The organism is Bacillus sp. NTK074B (genome assembly GCF_017303375.1).
Classification (GTDB): domain Bacteria; phylum Bacillota; class Bacilli; order Bacillales; family Bacillaceae_B; genus Rossellomorea.
Window position 1 is genome coordinate 49,777 of sequence record NZ_JAFKOH010000002.1, and the last position, 15,286, is coordinate 65,062.

The window sequence follows — 15,286 nt, forward strand, 5'->3', positions numbered from 1 at the left end:
ATTCTTCCTTTCAGGAATAAAAACGATACATTTCTTTCCAGAAATCAAGAAAGAGCTTTAAATATCAGGACCGTATTATGCCCCCCAAATCCTAAGGAATTACTCAAGGCAAAGTTCACTTCCTTAAATCTTGGGAGGTTAGGAACATAATCCAGGTCACACTCTGGATCTCTTTCAATTAAATTCAGGGTGGGGAGGATGACTCCTGTCTTCATCGTCATGAAAGTGAGAATGGCCTCAACAGCACCTGAAGCACCCATCATGTGTCCCGTCATGGATTTGGTGGAGCTGACGGGGATGTCATATGCTTTTTCTCCAAAGAACGTTTGAATGGCTTTCGTTTCATCTCTGTCATTCAGTATAGTGCTGGTTCCATGTGCGTTGATATAATCAATATCAGATTTTAGAACGCCACTTTGTGCAAATGCCATCTCCATTGCTCTTACACAGCCTTCACCACCAGGAACTGGACTTGTGATGTGGTATGCATCTCCCACTGTTCCGTAACCTATGATCTCTCCATAGACTGGAGCGTTCCTTCTAATTGCCGATTCAAAGGTTTCCAAAACAAGAGCGCCCGCACCTTCTCCCATCACCAAGCCATCACGGTTACGATCAAACGGACGGCAAGCAGCTTTAGGGTCTCCTTGTGGTGAAATGGCTCCCATTGCACAAAATGCACCTATTCCTAAAGGAGTAATGGAAGCTTCAGTACCACCAGCAATCATGATATCCGCTTCCCCACTCTGAATCACTCTCATTGCGTCTCCGATAGCATTGGACCCTGAAGCACAAGAAAGTACTGTACAGTTATTCACTCCCTTGGCATTTAGTGCGATAGCCACCTGGCTCGAAGCCATATTTGAAATGACCAGTGTCGTAGCAAAGGGATAGACCCGTTCATATCCACCTTCGAGCAGTTGACGGTGTGTATCTTCAAAGCTCTCGATTCCTCCAATGGCGGTTCCCATCCAGACTCCTACACGGTCTGGTGGTACATCCACCCCTATCGTAAGCCGGGAATCTTCGACTGCCATCACCGAAGACGCTATGGCATACTGGCTAAACCTGTCCATCCTGTGCCTTTCGTTTACATACATATAATCGGATAAGTTAAAATCCTTCACCTCAGATGCACACTTCGCCGGGAATCCACTACAATCGAATCTTGTTATCTTATCAATTCCTGAATCTCCATTCTTTGCGGCATTCCATATTTCTCCTAAACAATTACCCATACCTGACACTGCACCTAAACCAGTTACGACGACTCTTTTACCCATTCCCCAACACCTCTTCCATTTTAAGGTTTCTATAACTTAATATTACCAAATATTTCTTGTTATTAGAATTTTCATCTCAAATATTTTTTTATGATTAGACGGATGACCTACACAACTGAATTTCATCAAAAAAAGACTAAACCGAAATGGTTTAGTCCTCATTTAAGTCCTTATTATTCTTTTATTAGGTCATTATCCACGAGCCAATCATGGGCTACTACTGATACGCTGTTTCCTTCAATATCAACTTTGTAATTCAGTTTCCGCATAATATCACTGTTAAGTTTATTTGCAAGCTTTGCTGTGATATCTTTTATTTCAGGATATTTTTTATATACCTCTTTATTGATGCTTACGGCAGCCCGGTACGGTGGGAAGAAGCTTTTGTCATCCTTCAAGGTGACAAGATCATAATCTACAATGGTTGCATCAGTTTCAAAAGCAACCGATACATCCACCTGCCGGTTATTCAACGCTCTTTGGGTCAAACCAAGGTCCATTTGTCTGATTTGCCCTGATCCAAATGTGAAACCGTACTTTTTCTCCACTCCCGGGAGACCATCAGACCGATTGGCAAATTCAGCATCGGATGCCATCGTTAATTCACCCGGGTGGCTGTTTACATACTTCGCCAGATCACTGATTGATTCAATTTGCAATTCTCTTGCCTTATCCTTGTTCATGGCAAGGGCGTATGTATTATTCACATTGGACATATTCATCCAATGGATTCCTCTCTTTTCATCAAGCTCTTTCACTTTTTTAAACGTTTTCTCGGGATCGGACATTGGTTCTTGTCCCATATAAGTGATCAAGGCTGTCCCTGTGTATTCCCACATCATATCAACCTGCTCATTTTCCAGTGCCTTTCGGACAACGGTGCTTCCAAGGTTGTTCATTTGCTTTACCTTAAACCCCTCTTCTTTTAATAAAAAGGCCGTCATCTCAGAGAGAAGGTACTGTTCGGTGAAATTTTTGCCACCTACTGATACTTGTTTGCCGCCTATCCCAATGTTCGAACAAGCAGAAAGCATCGTAATAAGGATCCCGATTCCTATCCACCTCAGTTTTTTATTCATCATTCACACCTCCTGCTTCAACCATTACATTTCCATTGTTTGTTTTGTGCCTTTTGGAACAACCAACCGTTCCACGAACCTCAAGAGTAAATCAACCAGTATGGCCAGTAACGTTACCGGAATGGCCCCTGAGATTAAATAGCCATTATCAAATAGCTGGATCCCCGTGAAAATCCAGACACCAAGGCCACCGCCTCCTACGACATAAGCAAGGGCTGCAGTCCCGATATTCAACACAACAGCTGTTCTGATCCCTGCCAGGATGGAGTAAGCTGCATTCGGTAATTCAATTCTAAAAAGGATTTGATGGGGCTTCATCCCCATCCCTCTTGCAGCGTCGATGAGATTATCATCAATGGAGTCAATCCCTGCAACTGTATTTCGATAAATAGGTAAAAGCGAATAAATAAACAGTGCGAATATGGCTGTTTTAAAACCGATCCCCAAAATACTGATCATTAGGGCCAGAACAGCCAAACTGGGTATGGTTTGACCAAGATTTACTGTGTTTGACACAATCCACTCGGCCCTCCTGAACTGTCTTCTGGTAATCAAGATTCCTGCCGGAACAGCAATGATTAGGGCAAGTAAAGAAGATACCAGGACTAATTGCAGATGCTGATTTAATAAATGTAAAAATGTTTTGGATTGACTGAACATGTAATCGAAATAATGGTTTTTAATGGCCCAGGTAAAGAATAGGATGACCAATGCGTAAATGATATACCGAACAATATTACTGATTACCTTCTTGGTATTCACAGAATCATCCTTCCTGAACAGCGTTCGATTTCCCTTTGATTTCATAATGTAAATATTTTTGAACCAGATCTATAGTGATCGCACCTAATTTATTCCCTTGATCATCCACTACAATCACTTGTTCAGCTTCTTGGTTCAATAGCATGGACAACGTATTCCTGAGATCATGTCGAACATGGATCGTTTTAGTATCAGGAATCGATTCGTCAAAATCCGCTAACCCTATGATACTCTCCAGATCCGAAATTGTATGCAGACTGAGACTCTTTATGGCCCGGTCCTTTCCGAAGAACTCATACACAAAGTCACTCTTTGGACGAACAAGCATCTCGGAAGGTGTATCATATTGCATGATTTCCCCTCCGCGTAATAATACAATTTTATCTGCCATCTTAATGGCTTCGTCAATATCATGACTGACAAACAAGATGGTCTTCTTTACTTCCCTCTGAATCTGCAGAAATTCATCTTGAATTTTTTCACGAATAATCGGATCTAATGCTCCAAATGGCTCATCCATCAACATGACAGGAGGATCTGCAGCAAGTGCACGGATGACACCGATACGCTGTTGTTGTCCACCTGATAATTCATGGGGATACCGTTTGCCGAATTGTTCACCCTTCAGCCCTATCATATCCATTAACTTATTAAATCGGTCCTTCTTTTTCTTCTTGCCCCAACCTAACATATCCGGGACAATCATAACGTTCTCTTCTATTGTCATATTCGGAAACAAACCGTTACTTTGGATGACGTATCCGATTTTCCTGCGAAGTTCGATTTGGTTTAATTCCATTGAATCCTGACCGTCGATGATGATCTTCCCGTCAGTTATCGACTCCAACCGGTTCACCATTCGCAATAAAGTGGTCTTACCACAACCGGATGGACCCAGTAATACGACAATGTGACCTTCTTCAACGGTAAAGTCGACACCCTTCACCGCTGTCACACTGCCTTCATATGTTTTGGTCGTATGATCAAACGTTATCATTACTTCACCTCTTTTACTTTATGCAATGCTTTTTGGGGTATATCGTTTTTGGATCCATAACAAAATGCCATCAGCAATCATGGCCAATATGGCCACTGCAACCGATCCACTGATGATCAAGTAGTTATCCCCCCTGGAAATCCCTTGAGTGATAAGCACTCCTAATCCGCCGGCACCGATATATGCTGCAATCACACCTATTCCGATATTCATTACAACAGCTGTGCGTATTCCTGCCATAATAACGGGAAATGCGTTTGGAATTTCCACTCTCAATAGGCGTTGATGGGTCTTCATCCCGACTCCCTTTGCAGCATCGCGCATCTCTGGACTAACATTGCGAATAGCTGTATATGTATTCCGAATGATGGGAAGCTGAGAATAAAGGACCAATGCCACAAAGGCAGGAACAAACCCAATTCCCTGATTAACGATAGAGAAGATCGGAATCATCAATCCAAATAGGGCAATACTCGGGATCGTGAGCATAACAGATGCTATCTGCAAAACTGTTTCTGCCAGGTAGTCATTTGTTGTCAGATAGATTCCGAGAGGAACCCCGATTAAAAGTGCAACAATAATGGCAAGTCCCACAAGCACTGCATGTTCTACCGTTAAATCAAGAATCCGGGGGGCATTGACCTCAAGAAATTTCATCCATTTATCCACATGTACTCCCTCCTTCATATATATGTATGGGCAAAATAAAAGCCGTCCAGGATCTAATATATCCTGACGACCCACGGAGTTAGTATAACCGTATAAATGCGCCAACATTCTTATTCCCTCTTATTCGGGTCTCGAAACATATTATTACATATGACGGCCTTTAGCAGAGGGGGTGAATCTGAATTTACTAACAGCCATTTCGAATTTACATTGTCATTACATGTTTTGGAAATGGGTTCTTTGAGTTCTTCAAGCGTTTCGATGAAAATAAAAACCTTCCCTATTTAACGGGAAGGAGCTGCTTTTCTAAATCTTCGGCTTGTAGTTTAATTTCTTGTTCTTCCATCAACAATCTGAACAGACCTTTAATAATCAACTCATCTGGATCGGTTTCACGGCATTGCTCTAAAATCCTGTTTGCTATGTTCATAAGGTAGGGAACCTGAGTTGTGTTCAATTCTTTAATCTTATCATAGAGTGCCCTCCACGCATTTTCCCTTTTCTCAAAAGAGATGAAGGCTCCTTCCTTATCCATGCTGACAGTAAAAGGCTTCATCAGATCATCGTCTAATAATGGAGCACTGTTACCATTTAGGAAATCACTTGCGAGGAGGGAAATTTGCCTGACAATATGCGTACCCAGTATTTCCGGATTCAGAGAATCATCATGTGAGATCATTAACATCATATAAGATGAATAGATTGATTGTGTCATCCACATCAGGTCCCATTTATAAGGACTGATCTCATCTCCGTAAACTGCCAAGAGATTGCGTTCGAGCCAGCTGAACAGCCTCCCCCTCATACGGTGTTCCATGGCATGCAGCTTTTCACTATTCTTGGCCGACTCCCCTCTCATGTGCATCTTCATATAGGATTTGTACTCTAAAATTCCTTCGAATTGAACTTGGAACTGTTTGGCGAATCGCTCCAATGGAGGCAGGTTCCCATCCAGTCCTACAACGAATGCCCGTTCAAATACGAGTTGCTGATAATGTTCATATATCGATATGATTAGATCTTCCTTAGATTGAAAAAATGTGTAAAGTGAACCCTTTGATATACCCACACTATCGGCAATCTGCTGCATAGAAGTCTGATTATATCCATAAGCTGCAAAGAGTTCCACTGCTGATTCAAGTATCGCCTTCCTTTTATCCATTTTCTACACCTCTATATTTAAAAAACATTCACTCTCTCATTTTAACCATACCCGAGGCAAATTAGAAGAGCATTTATTCTTGACTACATTGGAATTTTAGGTAAAATGACTAGTGAGTCATCTAATGTAAATTCCATTATATCAATGTTCCATCGCTTCTCATTCTAATCTAGTGACCAATTAGTCAAACGTTATTAAAGGAGGTTTCATGCATGTTAAAATCTATTCTAAATCGTTCGAAAATCGTGTTGATATTCGTCATATTATTTGTCATTATCGGGATTTTCACGTTTATCCAATTACCCCAAAGGGAGATACCTGAAACAAGTGTCAACATTGGCACGGTGACGACTGTTTACCCTGGTGCAACAGTTGATTCAGTCGAAAGGAGGGTAACCAATCCCATTGAATCATCATTGCAAGCAATCGATGGCATCAAGGAGATTAACTCTTCTTCAGCAGCAGGTTTCTCTACTATCATTGTAGAGGTTGAAGACGGCAAAGACAAAAAGGAAGTGTTCGGCGATGTCCGACAAGCCGTCTCGGATGCTTCAACATCATTTCCGGAAGAGGCATTCGATCCTGAAGTAAATGAATCCACTGTAAAAATGCCAATTGTTTCATACCACATAACGAGTGACAAGAAAGAAACACTTCTTGAGTTGGATGAAGAAATAAACAACTGGAAAGAAGAAGTGGAGGATTTATCTGGTGTCTCCAGCGTGACAGTGAAAGGACTCCCTGAAGAAGAAATTGTCATCGAACTAAAGCAGGACGAATTAAAAGCCTCGGGCCTTAATCCTTCGGCTATCATGAGTGCAATCAATGATGAGTATTATCCTACCCCACTTGGAAAGCAGGAAGTGGACAATAAGGTAGTACAATTAACCGTTGATCACTTTACCACTCTCGATGAAATGAACGAACTATTCGTCGGTAAGAACCCTCAAGGTGAATCGGTTTTTCTTAAAGACATAGCTAACGTAGAGACTGCCCCTAAGGAACTCAAAGACATTGTAACCTTTGAAGGAAAGCCTTCCGTTTCGTTTACTGCATTTGTACAACCAGGCGAAGATATTCCAACGGTTGATGAAAGAGTAAGTGATAAAGTGGAGGAACTGTCAGAATCCCTTCCAACTGATGTAAAGCTTGTGCCCTACTATTCCCAGGCATCCACAGTCACCAATATATTCGATGGACTCTTTATGTCCCTCGCCATTTCCGTTGTTGCGGTCATTCTGACTACCGCCCTTGGATTGACGGTTTCTGGTGCCTTTGTTGTAGCACTAGCTGTACCGATTTCCGTGCTAATGGGATTAATACCGCTTCCATTTGCAGAAGTGGACTTAAATCAGATTTCCGTTATCGGAGCGATTATTGCACTCGGTATCCTGGTCGATGACTCGATTGTGGTCAACGACAATATTCAACGTCGATATAAACTTGGTGATGGAGCATTAACGGGTGCTGTAACAGGAGTGAAAGAGATTTGGGTTTCGATTGTCACTTCCTCTCTTGCCATAGTTTTTACATTCCTGCCTCTTATCTTCTTGTCAGGTGGAAATGGGGCATTCATAAGGGCATTACCGACTGTCTTGATTACGACTATCATTGCTTCAACACTCGTTGCATTGATTTTTGTTCCCATCATGAGATACTTGCTTTATAGTAAAACGAAGAAAAAGGTATCCGATGCTCCCGGGTTATTCGGAAAGCCTTTGAATAAACTTGCAGATTTCTATGCAGATACTATTTTGACGAAGTTTTCAAAAAGGCCCTTTGTCGTTTCTGCCATCGGACTGGTCTTCACGACGGCGATCTTTGGCTTGATTGCCCTGACTCCATTTGAATTCTTCCCATCAGCCGATCGTGAAGAAGTAACCGTTGATGTCACCCTTCCTATTGGAACAACGATCGAAGAAACTTCCACCACTCTGCATGAAATAGAAGAACTCTTAAAGACAGATGATGGCGTCTATGAAACTTCTGCGTTCGCTGGTACCGGATTACCGAATCTTTTCAACAGTTCTCTATCAAATTCCGGACAGAACACTGGTCAACTTGTAGCAAGAGTCGATCGTAAAAATCAAACTGCACAAGGGTTGATTGATGACTGGACGGACAAATTACGTAAGGATTATCCTGAAGCGAAGATTTTCATGGAAACAATCCAGCAAGGTCCTCCTGCAGGAGCTCCTGTAACGGTTACCGTTTCAGGGCCCGATATCAATCAATTGATATCCCTAAGAGATGACATTTCCCCTGAAATTAATGCGTTGGATACTGATCTCGTCGTTGACAATGTTGGAGATATGGAGCCAACGATCCAATATGTGCCGAATCGTGAAAAACTTGAAGAAAATGGAATGACTGTTAATGATGTAAGCCAACAGCTCCGTTTAGCTACAGAGGGCATTCCTATGAAGGCATTTGATAATGGAGTCACAAAGCGGGATATGACTCTTCTTATAGAAGCAAAGGATGATGAAGTCGACCTCGCTTCACTTGAAGTTCCTGCTAAAAGTGGTAATCCTGCAGGACCTCCAAAGCTGATTTCACTGGATCAGCTTGTTACTTCAGAGAAGAAGGAAGAACTCCAGCTTATTCCACACAAGGGCGGTGAACGGGCCATAACGATTCGTGCCTTCCCTGATGACGAGGAAAATTATAAAGAAAATGTACAGGAAATTGTTAAAGATGTCCGAAATGACTTAGATGACAAAAATTATTCCATCACGTTAGGCGGGGAAAACGAAGCGCAGAATGATTTCTTTGCAGAAATCACCATATTGTTTATCATTGTTATATTCTTGGTGTATCTGTTGATTGCCCTTCAATTCAATTCTTTATCACTTCCATTCCTTGTACTGGTTGCTGTATACCTGGCGATAGCAGGTGCGGTCCTCGGACTGTTTGTCACCCAAACACCCATCAGCTTCCTGGCCGTGATGGGAATGGTCTCACTGACTGGAATTGTCGTAAGGAATTCCGTCGTATTAATTGAATTTATTGAGCAAGGGCTTAAGAATGGAATGAGTGTGAAGGAAGCAGTCGTTGAATCTGGCCGAACACGATTACGTCCTATTCTTCTCACAGCACTCACCTCTATCGTGGCACTTATTCCAGTGGCAGTAAGCGGGGATGCACTATTTACTCCATTAGCCGTAACGATTATCTCAGGTATCCTCTTTTCAGCTGTATTGACGCTGATTATTGTTCCAATGATGTACCTTGTCTTTAATCGGTTCAGAAGAAGAAAGGCTGAAGCTTAAAGCAAATACGCCAAAGGGGGAGACATAGTCTCCCCTTTTTTATGATTAAATAAATCCTAAGATGGAAAGATTATAGAAATCCTTTCTTGTGTACTTAAGTATCAAGGGACAGGATGAACATTCTTCTTGTGATATTTTCGTGCATCAAGCATGATAGATACGTGTAATAATTTATAATCTTGGAGGGAATTCATGCCTGCTATAAATTCAAAAGCGATCCTCATAACTTTTATGATCGGTGCTTTCTTCGCTATATTAAATGAGACACTGTTAAATATCGCACTGACAGAATTAATGGAGGTATTTAACGTAGATGCTCCCACAGTTCAATGGCTTGCCACGGGATTCATGCTGGTTATGGGGGTTTTGATGCCTATTTCTGCCCTTTTGATCCAGTGGTTTACAACACGACAAATGTTCATAGGGGTCATGACTATATTTCTTCTTGGGACCATCATCGCAGCATGCGCCATAAATTTCCCCATGCTTCTTGCAGGGAGAATGATACAAGCTGTTGGAACAGGATTACTGATCCCTGTTATCATGAATGCTTTGCTGCTTCTCTACCGCCCGGAAGTTCGCGGAAAGATTATGGGTACATTCGGTTTGGTCATCATGTTTGCACCGGCTATCGGACCTACTCTATCCGGTGTCATCGTTGATTTACTGGGATGGAGATGGTTGTTCATCACCGTCATTCCATTTGCCGTGTTTGCTATTCTGTTTGCACTGAAATATCTACAAAATGTTGGTGAAGTGACTCGGCCTGGTGTCGATGTGTACTCCATCATCCTTTCATCCATAGGAATTGGCGGCATTGTTTACGGTTTCAGTGCTGCAGGTGAAGAAGAAGCGGGATTCACTTCTATTAAGATCATTATCATCATAGCGGTTTCGATCTTCAGCATCATTCTGTTTGTATTCCGTCAATTGAAGCTTACTGAACCGCTCCTTGATGTTCGCGTTTTCCAATATAAAAGCTATACAAGAGGGGTGACAATCTTCGTCATTGTCATCATGGCTATGTTTGCTTCTGAAATCGTGATGCCGATGTATCTTCAGGGACCTCTGGGATATTCAGCTAAAACAGCAGGGTTATTGTTACTCCCTGGTGCCCTATTGAATGGACTTATGTCTCCAACGATGGGCTCACTATTCGATAAATACGGACCTAGAAAACTGATCATTCCAGGTACATTCACACTGGTGGGAGTCATGATATTCTTCAGTACAATCAATCCGTCAACACCTATTTGGCTTTTTGTTCTCGTTTACATCATTCTCATGCTATCCATTTCAGCCATCATGATGCCGGCACAGACGAACGGGTTAAACGAACTTCCGAAACACCTGTATCCGCACGGGACCGCCATTGCCAATACTTTGCAACCCGTTGCAGGTGCCCTGGGTGTCTCCATCTTTGTCAGCATCATGACACAAAGTCAGGCAGGATATATTGAAGGGCAGTCAGGTGTAAGAACGGAACAAATCTTTCATAACGCCATGACCTATGGCGTTCATCATGCCTATTGGTTCGCACTATTCTTGGCGGCAATCGCATTCTTCACTTCATTGTTTGTACGCAAAGCGATTGCACCGGATTTTGAAAAAGCCGAACTGGAAAATTAATTGGATTTATTTAATTGAACGAAAAGCTGATGAATAATTGGCTTTTCGTTTTTTTATAAGGCTGTTTTTGTAAACATTGTGTCTTTTGGATGTAGCAAGTGGCTGTTGATTTCCGCTACAGGTGCTCGCTTTCCGAGGGGCTGTTCGAGCCGCCTCTGCATCTTTCCCCCCAGGAGCGAGAATCAACTATACAGAAGAAATGTATTAGCATCATAAAGGAAATGTGGAGATAAATTATGCCGCTGCTTTTTCATTCGTTGTAATGAACGATTTTATTTAATCATATTTCCTTTAACCTTCCATAATCGATGTTCACGTTCTATATTGCTCTGTGAATACTTTACTACTCTAGAGGGTGAAGGGGACTGCGTAGACTCCTACGGAAAACGGGCGTGCCGAGACCCCTGAAGCGGTTTTTCCTGAGGAGGCTCGGCTGAACGTCCGTGGAAAGCGGGACTGTTCCCTTCACCGTCCTGCACTACAACCTAAATGACAGAGCATCGTAAATCTTAGTTTGTATGCGGATAGCAACAATCTTTGCGAAAACAGACCTGTTAAAAAAAAGGGATTCAAAAGGGCTTTTGCTGTACGTACCTTTTATCCGGGAGTAGAATGGAATTTAGAGCAGATTAGAGGAGGACATGTCATGGAGAAAGAGATTAAAACGATTGAAGATATTCGTTCTGAAGTATTAGATAGTGTAAACCATCTAACTGATGAGCAGTTGAACGAGGAATTGGAAGCCGACCGTTGGACAATCATGCAAGTGTTGGATCATCTCTATTTAATGGAAAGATCCCTTACGAAAACGATTCAATTGACGCTGGAAAAGGGTGAAGAGCAAGAAGTGGAATCAAAACCGGTTCACTTTACCGTCGATCGTTCTACCAAAGTAGACGCACCACCCTTCGTCGTTCCAACAGAAGAGGAGCTGACCCTCCAAGAAATGAAAGATAAACTGGCATCTTCTCGAAACGATCTTCTAACTTTCCTGGATACAACAAGTAAGGAAGCCTTGCAGCGAAAAGCTTATCCTCATCCCATTTTTGGACATATCCGATTAGATGAATGGATTTCATTTATCGGGTTCCATGAAAAAAGGCATTTAGAGCAAATCGAAGAATTGAAAAAAAAATTATTCTAGTAATCCATTGATTGTGTAAATTATCACCTAAGCTTTTTACAACGAATTCTTTCCTTTAATTAAAATGAGGAATGATTTTACGATATATCTTTAGTTTATATTCACAAAGTTGATGATAAGTTCTGACAGAAAAGCCCATCTAAAGAAAATTAGATGGGCAGTCCATTACACATTCAAATCTCGTTTATCGTAAAACAGGAATGTAGAAAATGCTAAAACCACAATCAGAACAAGTGATATCCCTACAAAGATAAATTCAAGTCCTCCGCCATACATGACGTTCTTCGCTTCAAAGTACTTGAATGGGGTGAAGTATTTCAAGTGCTCGATTTTTTTACTTAAATCGATGGCAAAGGAAAGGATAAAGGTGAATAACAATACGCCCGTCGCAAATGACCCTGCTTTACCTGATTGTTTACTGTAAGAAGCTATCGCAGATCCACTTACTAAAAAGAGCACTTGCAATATGAACATTCCTAACATGGTGATTCCTATATCCCCTGCTATAGGTGTTTCACTGTAATGACCCACAAACAACAAGGAGGAAATCCAGGCAGTTAGGGTTAGTATCCCAACCTGTGTCAAGGCAGCCAACAGCTTGATTCCTATAATATTCTTTCTCTTCAGTGGTTTGACGAACAAAAACTCTACTGTCTTATCCCTCTCTTCCTTGGAGATGATCGTTGCGCCAATCATGGCTGCATGAATGGTTGCCATTAACAAAATATAAAGAAAGAGCATCCCATAGTATCCACTTGCCGTGGACAAATCCAGCGTACCGAACCCCAGAAATGCTTGTAACGATTTGGGCATTCCGGCCATCAAATCATTCATGGACTGACCAGAAGAAGAATAGCCTGCATATTTCCCCATGCCGGATCCAATCAAAGCGACCATCCCCATGCACCAGATCATAAGGGACTTTCGATGTGCCTTTAATTCTCTCACAAATACATTCATCCTTTCCCCTCCTTCTACACCGTATGGATATCTTTTTTATTATAAATAACGAGACTTGTCATCAGGGAAACAAAAATCAAGACCAATCCCAGGATCAGGAATGCCCATTCATACCTCCCGTGATCCATAATATACGTGTAATCGAAGTACCTAAAGGGGGTGAAATAACGAGTTGCTTCTTCCACCGCTCCCACCATCCCCACTAAAAAGAAAGCGAATACCACACCTAAAGAAACCGAAATGACCGATTTCACTTTTGAAAATACGACCGCAATGATCATACCAATCGAATACATGATCATTTGAGTGAATAAGAGTGTAAGAGAAATCAAGAAGAAAACAATCAGACTGAAATCCTCCACCTTTACCATATTGGCAACAGTGATGGCGGAAATCATATAGACGAGATTGGTCAAGAGGATCGAAGTCAGAGCTGCCAGCACTTTAGAAGAAAGTACTCTCGTGCGGGTGACGGGCTTGGTAAACAGAAAATCAGCAGTCTTTTCCCTGATTTCCTTTGAACTGATCGAAATCCCAACATTCATGGCTTGAATGGCACCACAAAGTGTAATGTACAGAAATATATAAGAATAAAACCCGTTAAGAGACCCAATCGTTTCGACTTGAATCCCCAATGCTCTGCGAACTCCTTCCGAAAACCCTTCCAGAAGCTTTTTAAATTCGTCTATTTCTTTATATATGGACGGATACATGGACATGAACAAAATTAACAAGGTGATGAGTGCTAAGGTCCAAAACAAGGTAGACTTCCGATAAGCCTTCAGTTCATAAAGGAAGATATTCATTAAGAATCAAGCCTCCTTTTCATAATAATGCAAAAAGATTTCTTCTAAGTCCGGCTCCTCGATCCAGAGATTCGAAATTTCAATGTTTGCAATCTTCTTCAAAACGGTGTTTATATTTCCTCTAAAAAGGAAACTTACATGTTGATCTTTCATTTCCAGATTATTCACACCCTCAAGTTCAAAGTACGATGGATCCACTTCTCCATTGATTTCTATTTTGATTTTTTTATGATTGTTTTCTTTTAATGTGCTGATCCTCTCAACCTGAACGATTTTTCCATCCTTAATAATCGCTACCCGATCACAGAGACGCTGAACTTCACTCAGAATATGTGAAGAAAATAGGATGGTCGCTCCTTTTTCGTTTTCAGCCTTAAGCAGCTCAAAGAATTTTTGCTGCATAAGAGGATCCAGTCCTGATGTAGGTTCATCCAAAATGATCAGTTTCGGTTCATGAAGTAATCCTTGAATGATCCCGACCTTCTTTTTATTACCAAGTGAGAGTTCGTCAATCTTCTTTGATAAGTCCAGGTTTAACTCCTCGGCCAACTCCTTGATTCTTTTTGAGCAATCCTTTTTATAGAAGCTAGCAGAATACTTCAGGAGATCCATGACCTTCATATTGTCATAATAAAAGACTTCAGACGGCAGGTATCCAACTTCTTTCGCAATTTCAGGGGCAAATTCAATACAGTCTTTTCCAAAAATGGTTGCACTTCCGCTTGTCGGATGAATCAGTGATAGCAGTGTACGTATTGTTGTTGACTTCCCGGCTCCATTGGGTCCGATAAAGCCAAAGATCTCTCCCTTCTCGACGTGAAAAGTAATATCGGTGATCCCCCTTGATTTCCCATACGTTTTTGTAAGTGAATGAAGTTCAATCACATTCATCGATTTCTCCCCCCTTTTCTATTTGTAAAATGAGGTCTTCAATAACTGGATATAGGCGTCAATCTCCTCCAGAACTTCCTGCTGATTGATTTTATCCACCGAGAGTGACTTTGCTTTCTGCTGTTGTTGATTAGCAATGCCTTCAAAAGTCCAATAAATGATGTTAATCGACTTTTTTACATCGATTCCATCTTTGAATTTTGATGTATCGATATTAGAAAATAATGTGGCAAAACTACTCTGAACCATTTTTTCTTTATATTTCTCAATATCGTCTTTTACCTCTGGTGCTTCTTCTGAAAAGGCACTGGTAAGGAAATTGATCAGATCAGGATATACAGAAAATAGTTCAAATTTTATCAATGTAACTGAGCGGATCGTAATGAATATATCATGCTCATGCCAGTCGACCTTTTCGTAAATTTTGTCTGTGAATAATTCTGAGAGATATTCGTACAGAGAGATGTACAATTCCTTCTTGCTCTTAAAATAATGAAAAAGGATTCCCTTGGAAATTTTTGCTTCCTTTACAATGGCATTCGTCGAAGCTTTCTCATATCCGTTCTCGGAAAATACCCGGGTTGCTGCGTTAATGATTCGATCTTCCTTCTCAGAATCAATGTTTAACATTT

General features: G+C 41.4%; 13 protein-coding genes. 3 read left to right on the forward strand and 10 right to left on the reverse strand.

What is annotated here, in order from left to right; translation table 11 throughout:
• Nucleotides 1-44 precede the first annotated feature (44 nt).
• The 6 genes from fabF to JI667_RS03655 all read right to left on the reverse strand — a co-directional run bounded on the left by fabF (nt 45) and on the right by JI667_RS03655 (nt 5,952).
• Nucleotides 45-1,283: a beta-ketoacyl-ACP synthase II gene (fabF, locus tag JI667_RS03630; protein ID WP_206850662.1), complete on the reverse strand. Its 1,239-nt coding sequence runs from the start codon at nt 1,281-1,283 to the stop codon at nt 45-47.
• Nucleotides 1,284-1,456: 173 nt separating this feature from the next.
• Nucleotides 1,457-2,365: a glycine betaine ABC transporter substrate-binding protein gene (locus tag JI667_RS03635; protein ID WP_244668191.1), complete on the reverse strand. Its 909-nt coding sequence runs from the start codon at nt 2,363-2,365 to the stop codon at nt 1,457-1,459.
• 21 nt (nt 2,366-2,386) lie between these two features.
• Nucleotides 2,387-3,124, reverse strand: a complete 738-nt coding sequence (locus tag JI667_RS03640; RefSeq protein WP_206850663.1) for an ABC transporter permease — start codon at nt 3,122-3,124, stop codon at nt 2,387-2,389.
• 4 nt (nt 3,125-3,128) lie between these two features.
• Entirely contained in the window at nt 3,129-4,121 is a 993-nt protein-coding gene (locus JI667_RS03645) for an ABC transporter ATP-binding protein (RefSeq protein ID WP_206850664.1), read from the reverse strand.
• A gap of 18 nt (nt 4,122-4,139) precedes the next feature.
• Complete coding sequence (locus tag JI667_RS03650; protein WP_206851143.1) at nt 4,140-4,778, reverse strand: ABC transporter permease; 639 nt, start codon at nt 4,776-4,778, stop codon at nt 4,140-4,142.
• A gap of 292 nt (nt 4,779-5,070) precedes the next feature.
• Nucleotides 5,071-5,952, reverse strand: a complete 882-nt coding sequence (locus tag JI667_RS03655) for a TetR/AcrR family transcriptional regulator (protein ID WP_206850665.1) — start codon at nt 5,950-5,952, stop codon at nt 5,071-5,073.
• A 212-nt stretch (nt 5,953-6,164) separates the two neighbouring features.
• Here JI667_RS03655 and JI667_RS03660 point away from each other — a divergent pair, with 212 nt between their 5' ends.
• The 3 genes from JI667_RS03660 to JI667_RS03670 all read left to right on the forward strand — a co-directional run bounded on the left by JI667_RS03660 (nt 6,165) and on the right by JI667_RS03670 (nt 11,997).
• Nucleotides 6,165-9,224, forward strand: coding sequence for an efflux RND transporter permease subunit (locus JI667_RS03660; protein WP_206850666.1), 3,060 nt, complete (start codon nt 6,165-6,167; stop codon nt 9,222-9,224).
• A 192-nt stretch (nt 9,225-9,416) separates the two neighbouring features.
• Nucleotides 9,417-10,853: an MDR family MFS transporter gene (locus tag JI667_RS03665; RefSeq protein WP_206850668.1), complete on the forward strand. Its 1,437-nt coding sequence runs from the start codon at nt 9,417-9,419 to the stop codon at nt 10,851-10,853.
• Nucleotides 10,854-11,499: 646 nt separating this feature from the next.
• Nucleotides 11,500-11,997 carry a DinB family protein gene (locus JI667_RS03670; RefSeq protein WP_206850670.1) on the forward strand — a complete coding sequence of 166 codons (498 nt, stop codon included), beginning with the start codon at nt 11,500-11,502 and terminating at the stop codon, nt 11,995-11,997.
• 165 nt (nt 11,998-12,162) lie between these two features.
• Here the strand turns inward: JI667_RS03670 and JI667_RS03675 are convergent, their stop codons facing one another.
• Genes JI667_RS03675 through JI667_RS03690 form a run of 4 tightly spaced genes read right to left on the reverse strand, consistent with a single transcriptional unit; the run spans nt 12,163 to nt 15,284 of the window.
• Nucleotides 12,163-12,957, reverse strand: a complete 795-nt coding sequence (locus JI667_RS03675) for an ABC transporter permease subunit (protein ID WP_206850677.1) — start codon at nt 12,955-12,957, stop codon at nt 12,163-12,165.
• A gap of 14 nt (nt 12,958-12,971) precedes the next feature.
• On the reverse strand, nt 12,972-13,763 hold the full coding sequence (locus JI667_RS03680; RefSeq protein WP_206850679.1) for an ABC transporter permease subunit: 792 nt from the start codon (nt 13,761-13,763) through the stop codon (nt 12,972-12,974).
• A gap of 6 nt (nt 13,764-13,769) precedes the next feature.
• On the reverse strand, nt 13,770-14,654 hold the full coding sequence (locus JI667_RS03685; RefSeq protein ID WP_206850681.1) for an ABC transporter ATP-binding protein: 885 nt from the start codon (nt 14,652-14,654) through the stop codon (nt 13,770-13,772).
• An 18-nt stretch (nt 14,655-14,672) separates the two neighbouring features.
• Nucleotides 14,673-15,284 (reverse strand): TetR/AcrR family transcriptional regulator, encoded by a 612-nt coding sequence (locus JI667_RS03690; protein WP_206851144.1) that lies wholly within the window; start codon nt 15,282-15,284, stop codon nt 14,673-14,675.
• Nucleotides 15,285-15,286 lie beyond the last annotated feature (2 nt).

Coding starts and splice junctions, on each gene's coding strand:
- JI667_RS03675 (WP_206850677.1), bottom strand. CDS start 12,957: ATGAATGTATTTGTGAGAGAATTAAAGGCACATCGAAAGTCCCTTATG.
- JI667_RS03670 (WP_206850670.1), top strand. CDS start 11,500: ATGGAGAAAGAGATTAAAACGATTGAAGATATTCGTTCTGAAGTATTA.
- JI667_RS03645 (WP_206850664.1), bottom strand. CDS start 4,121: ATGATAACGTTTGATCATACGACCAAAACATATGAAGGCAGTGTGACA.
- JI667_RS03660 (WP_206850666.1), top strand. CDS start 6,165: ATGTTAAAATCTATTCTAAATCGTTCGAAAATCGTGTTGATATTCGTC.
- JI667_RS03650 (WP_206851143.1), bottom strand. CDS start 4,778: ATGAAATTTCTTGAGGTCAATGCCCCCCGGATTCTTGATTTAACGGTA.
- JI667_RS03685 (WP_206850681.1), bottom strand. CDS start 14,654: ATGAATGTGATTGAACTTCATTCACTTACAAAAACGTATGGGAAATCA.
- JI667_RS03635 (WP_244668191.1), bottom strand. CDS start 2,365: ATGATGAATAAAAAACTGAGGTGGATAGGAATCGGGATCCTTATTACG.
- JI667_RS03655 (WP_206850665.1), bottom strand. CDS start 5,952: ATGGATAAAAGGAAGGCGATACTTGAATCAGCAGTGGAACTCTTTGCA.
- JI667_RS03680 (WP_206850679.1), bottom strand. CDS start 13,763: ATGAATATCTTCCTTTATGAACTGAAGGCTTATCGGAAGTCTACCTTG.
- fabF (WP_206850662.1), bottom strand. CDS start 1,283: ATGGGTAAAAGAGTCGTCGTAACTGGTTTAGGTGCAGTGTCAGGTATG.
- JI667_RS03665 (WP_206850668.1), top strand. CDS start 9,417: ATGCCTGCTATAAATTCAAAAGCGATCCTCATAACTTTTATGATCGGT.
- JI667_RS03690 (WP_206851144.1), bottom strand. CDS start 15,284: ATGTTAAACATTGATTCTGAGAAGGAAGATCGAATCATTAACGCAGCA.